The organism is Exiguobacterium sp. SH31 (assembly GCF_001816105.1).
In the GTDB taxonomy this organism is placed as follows: Bacteria; Bacillota; Bacilli; order Exiguobacteriales; family Exiguobacteriaceae; genus Exiguobacterium; species Exiguobacterium aurantiacum_A.
Map to the genome: position 1 here is coordinate 1 of NZ_LYTG01000027.1, position 7,793 is coordinate 7,793.

General features: G+C 50.6%; 8 protein-coding genes. All 8 read right to left on the bottom strand.

The features are described 5' to 3' along the window. Positions 1 to 352: hypothetical protein (locus tag A6395_RS03695; RefSeq protein ID WP_149038965.1), on the bottom strand; the 352-nt coding region annotated here is incomplete at its 3' end. Positions 353 to 410: 58 nt separating this feature from the next. Beyond that, positions 411 to 1,022, bottom strand: coding sequence for a poly(ADP-ribose) polymerase family protein (locus A6395_RS03700; protein ID WP_145963124.1), 612 nt, complete (start codon positions 1,020 to 1,022; stop codon positions 411 to 413). A 272-nt stretch (positions 1,023 to 1,294) separates the two neighbouring features. Further along, positions 1,295 to 2,692 (bottom strand): Fe-S cluster assembly protein SufB, encoded by a 1,398-nt coding sequence (gene sufB / locus A6395_RS03705; RefSeq protein WP_070328746.1) that lies wholly within the window; start codon positions 2,690 to 2,692, stop codon positions 1,295 to 1,297. Positions 2,693 to 2,711: 19 nt separating this feature from the next. Continuing rightward, the gene (sufU, locus tag A6395_RS03710) at positions 2,712 to 3,146 is read right to left on the bottom strand and encodes a Fe-S cluster assembly sulfur transfer protein SufU (protein ID WP_070328745.1); all 435 of its coding nucleotides are present in this window, start codon (positions 3,144 to 3,146) and stop codon (positions 2,712 to 2,714) included. Continuing rightward, complete coding sequence (locus A6395_RS03715; protein WP_071397918.1) at positions 3,136 to 4,356, bottom strand: cysteine desulfurase; 1,221 nt, start codon at positions 4,354 to 4,356, stop codon at positions 3,136 to 3,138. The genes sufU and A6395_RS03715 overlap by 11 nt, the downstream gene beginning before the upstream one ends. A 1-nt stretch (position 4,357) precedes the next feature. Continuing rightward, positions 4,358 to 5,626: a Fe-S cluster assembly protein SufD gene (gene sufD / locus A6395_RS03720; RefSeq protein ID WP_071397919.1), complete on the bottom strand. Its 1,269-nt coding sequence runs from the start codon at positions 5,624 to 5,626 to the stop codon at positions 4,358 to 4,360. Between the two features lie 12 nt (positions 5,627 to 5,638). Next, complete coding sequence (gene sufC / locus A6395_RS03725; protein WP_131441427.1) at positions 5,639 to 6,400, bottom strand: Fe-S cluster assembly ATPase SufC; 762 nt, start codon at positions 6,398 to 6,400, stop codon at positions 5,639 to 5,641. 172 nt (positions 6,401 to 6,572) lie between these two features. After that, positions 6,573 to 7,793: MDR family MFS transporter (locus A6395_RS03730; RefSeq protein WP_286203275.1), on the bottom strand; the 1,221-nt coding region annotated here is incomplete at its 5' end.

The following is a 7,793-nucleotide window of genomic DNA, read 5'->3' on the forward strand; positions in this document are numbered from 1 at the left end:
ACATTTTGCTCGGATGTTCAATTTTGATTTCTAGACTTGAAGTCACGTGTTGATCGAACAAACCAATTTCTTCGATAGACCCACTGTCAGAAATCAGCATAGTGTAGAAGTTTTCGACAAGAATGTCCTCGGACAAAATCGGTTCGACTTCTGATTCTTGTGACGACCTTACAAGAATAGAAATGATTTCTTCTTGGGGGAGAGGTGAACCTAGTTCTCCTAGCACTTTACCGTCTTCGATAACAATAAGTTTCCCTTCACCCTTTGCTCCGATTGTGTAGTCAACACCATCTCTCTCGAGCTTTTGAATCAACTTTTCTTTCATTTTTCTTTTTCTTTCTTCTCTGTTCACTGCTCATTCCTCCTAGTCCTACATCGTCAAACGAAAATAGAACAAAACCTACATCATTTTAGCAAGCTAACCACTTCAACGCCTCTTGTGAAATGAGTTGTGAATCTCTCACAACCACTTGGCATCCGTTAATTAAATGAGTAGGTATATTCGGTACTTCTACTTCTTCTTTGTTTTTCCCTGTTTTTATCGGCAAAAACATTAAAGTGTTGAATATCGTGGTGTCATGTTTGTCATATACGCTAGGAACCGAAAAAGTTCGTTGGATGACTTTAAATTTTTCGTCAATTCCTTCATAGAAAAGCGAGTTCAAATACCACCAGTTTCCCGGGACCTGAATCCCTTCTTCATCAATCATCTCCATGAACTCTTCGAGATGTTCACTATAATAAATAGCACCTGATCGAGTATCTAGGTTTAAGAACTCTTCTCCCGATAGGATAGCCTTCCACTCAAATACACAACCTTTATACTTCTTTGCTTCGCGATATTTTCTTTTTTTAATTAAATTATGCTTTTCGTGGTAAGCCCACACCCTTGCTTGGGCATCATCTTCTCTGAAAAAGTAAATTCCATCACCTAACCAGTGTTTTTCGCCAACCGATGGCCAGAACCCGTTTTCCATGATAGATTCTGCGTTTTTCAGGGAGGTACCATGATAAGCCTTCATGACGGTAGTGTCATCTCCAAAAGACAGTTTCTTCATTTTCGACCCCCGCTTGCAATCAATCTTAATTAATCATATCGAACAGACAGAAAAATTGGTACACAATACCACAATTTAAGGTGTTGGTTTCCACAAGTTTCGTTCGACAAAATACGACCGTCCTTTAAAGAAAACGGAGCATCCAATGGATGCTCCGCCGTCAACTTTGAGGGCTGATTGAGGGTTAGAACGAATCGTCACCACCAAAAACTCTCCAAAACACTGATTTTATGCGGTTATCCGATCGAACCTTCCATCTCAAACTTGATGAGACGGTTCATTTCGACCGCATATTCCATTGGCAATTCTTTCGTGAACGGCTCGATGAAGCCCATGACGATCATCTCGGTCGCTTCTTCTTCCGAGATACCACGGCTCATGAGGTAGAAGAGTTGCTCTTCTGACACTTTCGAGACTTTCGCTTCGTGCTCGAGTGAGACTTGGTCGTTCAAGATCTCGTTGTACGGGATCGTGTCCGACGTCGACTCGTTGTCCATGATGAGCGTGTCACATTCGATGTTCGAACGGGCACCTTTCGCCTTACGGCCGAAGTGGACGATTCCGCGATACGAGACTTTTCCGCCTTGTTTCGAGATCGACTTCGAGACGATCGACGACGACGTGTTCGGTGCGAGGTGAATCATCTTCGCCCCAGCGTCTTGGTGCTGCCCTTTACCGCCGAGTGCGATCGAGAGCGTCATCCCACGTGAGCCTTCACCTTTTAAGATGACGGCCGGGTACTTCATCGTGAGTTTCGATCCGATGTTACCATCGATCCACTCCATCGACGCGCCGGCTTCACAGACGGCACGCTTCGTGACCAAGTTATAGACGTTGTTCGCCCAGTTTTGGATCGTCGTATAGCGGCAGTATGCGTCTTTGTTGACGAAGATCTCGACGACGGCAGAGTGAAGCGAGTTCGTCGTGTAGACCGGTGCCGTACATCCTTCGACGTAATGGACCGAAGCGCCCTCGTCGACGATGATGAGCGTCCGCTCGAATTGACCCATGTTTTCCGAGTTGATTCGGAAGTAGGCTTGGAGCGGTTGCTCGAGTTTCACGCCTTTTGGCACATAGATGAACGAGCCACCTGACCAGACGGCCGAGTTGAGTGCTGAGAACTTGTTGTCCGTCGGCGGGATCAATTTCCCGAAATACTCACGGAACAAGTCTTCGTTTTCTTTCAAAGCAGTGTCCGTATCTTTGAAGATGACACCTCTTTCTTCGAAGTCTTCTTGCATGCTATGGTAGACGACCTCTGACTCGTACTGAGCCGAGACACCCGCCAAGTATTTTTGTTCCGCTTCCGGGATTCCGAGCTTATCAAACGTCCGTTTGATTTCTTCAGGAACCTCGTCCCACGAGTGTTCCGTCTTCTCAGACGGTTTGACGTAGTACGTGATCTCGTCAAAATCAAGTGACGTGAGATCGCCGCCCCATGTCGGCATCGGCATCTTGCGGAACTGTTCGAGTGATTTCAAACGGAACTCGAGCATCCATGCCGGTTCTTCTTTCATGTTCGAGATCGTTTCAACGATTTCTTTCGTCAAGCCGCGGCCTGAACGGAAAATCGAGATGTCTCGATCATGGAAGCCATATTTATAATCGCCAACGTCTGGCATGTTTTTCGCCATATCGGTCTCCTCCTTCTACTTACGCTTCCTCGTCGACTCCCTTTTCAAGCGCTTTCCACGCGAGCGTGGCGCACTTGATGCGAGCCGGAAACTTTGAGACACCAGACAACGCTTCGATGTCGCCTAGGTCGAACGTGTCTGTATCGTAGTCTTTCCCTTGGACCATCTGTGAAAAGATGTTCGCCAATTGGAGCGCTTCGTCTACAGACTTGCCTTTTACGATTTGGGTCATCATCGACGCCGAGGCGAGACTGATCGAACAGCCTTCCCCTTCGAACTTGGCATCTTTCACGATTCCGTCTTCGACTTGAAGTTGGAGTCGGAGTGAATCCCCGCACGTCGGGTTGTTCAAGTCGATCGTCACGCCATCTTCGATGACGCCACGGTTTCTTGGGTTTTTATAATGATCCATGATGACTTGTCGGTACAACATGTCGAGATTGTTAAAACTCATAATTGAAATACTCCTTCGTTTGACGTAACCCTTCGATGAAGCGATCGACTTCATCTCGTGTGTTATACAAGTAGAAGCTCGCTCGGGCAGTCGATGATTGCTTCAGGAGGCGCATGAGCGGCTGGGCACAGTGATGACCGGCCCGTACCGCGACCCCTTGCATATCCAAGACGGTCGCAAGGTCGTGGGCGTGGACGTCGTTCAAGTTGAACGTGACGAGCCCGACGCGCTCCTCAGGACCGAAGATCTCGATCCCTTCGATCGTACGCATCTGTTCGATGGCGTACGTCACGAGCGCCCGTTCGTGCGCCTCGACATTCTCGAGACCAAGGTCTTCTAAAAAGTCGATGGCGGCAGCCAAACCGACCGCACCGGCGATGATCGGCGTTCCCGCTTCAAAGCGGTACGGGATGTCTTTCCACGTCGACTCATACAAGTCGACGTAATCGATCATCTCACCGCCGAACTCGACCGGCTCCATGTTTTTAAGCAGCTGTTTCTTCCCGTACAAGACACCGATCCCGGTCGGACCGAGCATCTTATGGCCAGAGAAGGCAAGGAAGTCACAATCGAGCGCTTGGACGTCAAGCTTCCGGTGCGGTGCGCTTTGCGCCGCATCGACGACCATGACCGCGCCTTTTTCGTGGGCGAGTTGCGCCACTTCCGCGATCGGGTTGATCGTGCCGAGCACGTTCGAGACGTGGCTCATGGCGACGATCTTCGTCCGGTCCGACAACACTTCCCGCACCGCGTCGAGCGTGATCCGACCGTCTGGCGTCATTTCGACGTAACGGAGTTTCGCACCTGTGCGTTTGGCGAGCTGTTGCCACGGAATCAAGTTCGCGTGGTGTTCCATCGGTGTGAGAACGATCTCATCTCCCGCGCTGACGTTGGCGTCCCCGTAACTTGAAGCGACAAGGTTGATCGCCGTCGTCGTCCCACGCGTGAAGATGATCTCTTCCGGTACTGAGGCGTTGATGAATGAACGGACGCGCTCCCGCGCCCCTTCATACGCATCCGTCGCGTGCGTGCCGAGCGTATGGACGCCACGGTGCACGTTCGAATGGATGCGGCGATAGTAATCCTCGATCGCCTCGATGACAGCAAGCGGTTTTTGGGAGCTCGCCGCGCTGTCGAGATAGACGAGCGGATGGCCGTTGATTTCCTGATCTAAAATCGGGAACTGTTTACGAATCGAGGCATCAATCATCTTAACGCACTTTCCCTTCGATGACTTCACGGAGACGGTCTTTGACCGACTCGATCGCGAGTTGCTCGACGACCGGGTTCAAGAATCCGTGAATGATTAAACGTTCTGCTTCTTTACGTGACAGACCGCGGCTCATCAAGTAGTACAACTGAATGTCGTCGACGCGTCCGACTGAAGCGGCGTGGCCGGCCATAACGTCATCCTCATCGATGAGGAGGATCGGGTTGGCGTCACCCCGTGCTTTTTCAGATAACATGAGAACGCGTTCCGTTTGGACACCGTTCGACTTCGAGGCACCGTGATGAATCATCGATGTCCCGCTGAAGATCGCTGTTGCCGAGTCTTTTTGAACACCGTGGATCAAGATGAACCCTTCCGAAGACTTCCCGAAGTGGTCGGTCCGGATGTTGAAGTTTTGCTTCTGTGCGCCACGACCGATCGTGACTGCTTTCGTGTTCGAGTACGTGTTGTCTCCGACGAGATGCGTCTTCGTCTCGACGAGCGTGTTGCCGTCGTTCATATGTCCGAGCGCCCAATCTAGGTGAGCGTTCTCGTAGACGACACCGCGGCGGTTCATGAACGTGAGTGCTGACTCAGCGAGCTGGTCGACCCCACCGAATACGACTTTCGCGTTCGCTCCGACGAACACTTCCGTCACGGCGTTGACCGTGTGCGGCTCATTCGTGTTCGACAAGAAACTTTCGACATACGTCACTTCACTGCCTTCATCGGCGACGACGATCGTATGGTGGTACAACGAACCGTTCGCTTGTTCCATCGTAAAGATGGCTTGAAGCGGGTCTTTCAATTGCATGTTTTTCGGGACGTACAAGAAAGCCCCACCGTTCGTGAGCGCTGCGTTCAAGGCAGACAAGCGATCTTCGTCAATACGAACGCCTTCTGTCATGAAGTATTTCTCGACGAGGTCTGGATGTTGTTCCATTGCTTGTTGGATTCCCATAAACAAGACGCCTTCTGGCATCGTAAGTTCGTTATAGACGACATGACCGTTGCGTTCAACGAGCACGTTTGTCCGGTGGTCTCCGAGCAATGCTTCGATTTCAGGCGTCAACCCGTCAAGCTTCGCGAGCTCGACGTCTCCGCTTACGAAATCCCATTTATCAATCTTGATCTTTTCAACTTTAGGCAAGGCGAGAGTCGGCGCAAGTTCTGCTGCTTCTTTACGTCGGTTGACCATCCATGCTGGTCCACCGAGCGCCTCTGCACGTGCCGCTACTGCTTGTGCATCTAATTCAAATTGTACGGTCATCGTACAGCCCCCTTACGCTTCTGTGTCTACTGTCATCCCAAGATCTTGCTTCACCCAGTCGTAACCTTCTGCTTCGAGTCGTTGTGCGAGCTCTTTGCCGCCCGACATGACGATTTTACCGTCGATCATGATATGGACGAAATCTGGCTCGATGTAGTTGAGGAGACGCTGATAGTGCGTGATGATCAAGCAGCCGAACTCTTCGCTGCGCATTTCGTTGACGCCTTTAGCGACGACTTTGAGCGCATCGATATCAAGACCTGAATCAATCTCATCAAGAATCGCGATGTTTGGTTTGATCATCATCATTTGAAGGATCTCGTTACGTTTTTTCTCTCCGCCCGAGAAGCCTTCGTTCAAATAGCGGTGTGCCATTTCTGAAGGGATTTCAAGAACGCCCATCTTCGAATCAAGTTCGCGGATGAATTTCATAAGTGAGATTTCTTCGCCTTCTTCGCGGCGCGAGTTGATCGCTGAGCGCAAGAAGTCGGCGTTTGTGACTCCGCTGATTTCAGCTGGATACTGCATCGCGAGGAACATGCCTGCTTGCGCACGTTCATTTACTTCCATCTCGAGGACGTCTTCTCCGTTCAAGTCGACGCTTCCTCCTGTCACTTCGTACAATGGATGACCCATGAGGGCAGATGCGAGTGTTGATTTACCAGTCCCGTTAGGACCCATGATGGCGTGAATTTCGCCACCTTTAATTTCAAGATTAAGACCTTTGACGATCTCTTTTCCTTCGATTGAGACGCGGAGGTCATCAATTTTCATGTGTGGTACGTTAGACATTCGGATACCCCTTCCGTTTTCTCGCCATTTTTGGCGTAGATTAGATATATTCTAATCTTAATCTAGGCAATTTTTTATTTCAAGCGACTCACCTTATATTTCATTCTCAATAAAACATAAATGTTGAGAATGAGAATATCGGGAAATCAAGACATTATCCAACATTTTCCTCGACTTGAACCGAATTCGCTTGTTTTTCCCGTAGCGCGCCGGTGAAGAAGAAGGCGCCACACGCGGTCAGAACGGCTAGGCTCCCAAATACAGGGAGTGACTCGTTGTCGAAGCCGTCGAGCAGCAGTCCGCCGATGACCGGCCCGATCGATTGACCGAGTGCCGTCAACCCCATCGCCCCGAAATACGTGCCGCGCAAATGTTCCGGTGCCAAATCGTCTGTCAACACGTCCGTCATCGTGAACATGAGCACTTCTCCGACCGTGAAGATGACCATCGCGACGAACAATACCCACACCTCGGCAGCAAAGCCGATTAACAACAGCCCAATCGAGAGCGTCGCGATCCCAAAGAACAGCGACTTGATCGGCGAGACGCGAATACCGAACCGCATGATCGGATACTGCACGATGAGAACGGTGATCGCGTTGACCGTCAGCAGATAAGCGAATAGGCGCGACCCGTCACTGAATCCGTCGTGAAACGCGATGAACTGCGGCAACGTCGAATTGAATTGACTGTAGCCGATGATGGCGAAGATCATGCCGATGATGACGAAGCGGAACGTCTTGTCTTCTTTTAACACGCGGAACGTCTCCGTCAGGCGCGGCCGCACTTTGACGCCGTCCCCTTCTTCAAACGGATACTTCCGGAACAACGTCGAGATGACGAGGCCGTAAAGGACATAGACGGCGGTCACGACGAAGAATGCGCTCTTCGCTCCAGTAAGTGACAAGACGACCGCAAGCAGCGGTCCGATCGCCGCAGCGATGTTGATCATGAAGTAGCGCACGTTATAGACGATGACACGCTGGTCGGGTTGCGTCGTGTCGCTGATCAAGGCCCGAGACGCCGGTTCAAGGAATGAACGTGAAACGCCCATCAATACCGAAAATATGTAAAACCAAACGAGCTCCGTTGCGAGTGCGAAACCGGTAAACGTCAAGGCGTTCAAACCGATACCGATCAACATCAGCTGTTTGCGCCCGTAGCGGTCAGACAGCGTCCCCCCGAAAAAGCTCATAAATAGACCGGATAATGCCGACGTCGCGAACACCGTCCCGATCACGCTCGCCGAGAAACCGAGCGTCGCGAGATAAATCGCAAAAAACGGCATGACAAAAAACGTCGACAGCCGTGCAAAAAATGTACCGAACAAGACGCCTAGCGTCAGCGGATGAATGTGTCGTATGCTCACCCGGAT

Coding starts and splice junctions, on each gene's coding strand:
- A6395_RS03700 (WP_145963124.1), bottom strand. CDS start 1,022: ATGAAGGCTTATCATGGTACCTCCCTGAAAAACGCAGAATCTATCATG.
- sufB (WP_070328746.1), bottom strand. CDS start 2,692: ATGGCGAAAAACATGCCAGACGTTGGCGATTATAAATATGGCTTCCAT.
- sufU (WP_070328745.1), bottom strand. CDS start 3,146: ATGAGTTTTAACAATCTCGACATGTTGTACCGACAAGTCATCATGGAT.
- A6395_RS03715 (WP_071397918.1), bottom strand. CDS start 4,356: ATGATTGATGCCTCGATTCGTAAACAGTTCCCGATTTTAGATCAGGAA.
- sufD (WP_071397919.1), bottom strand. CDS start 5,626: ATGACCGTACAATTTGAATTAGATGCACAAGCAGTAGCGGCACGTGCA.
- sufC (WP_131441427.1), bottom strand. CDS start 6,400: ATGAAAATTGATGACCTCCGCGTCTCAATCGAAGGAAAAGAGATCGTC.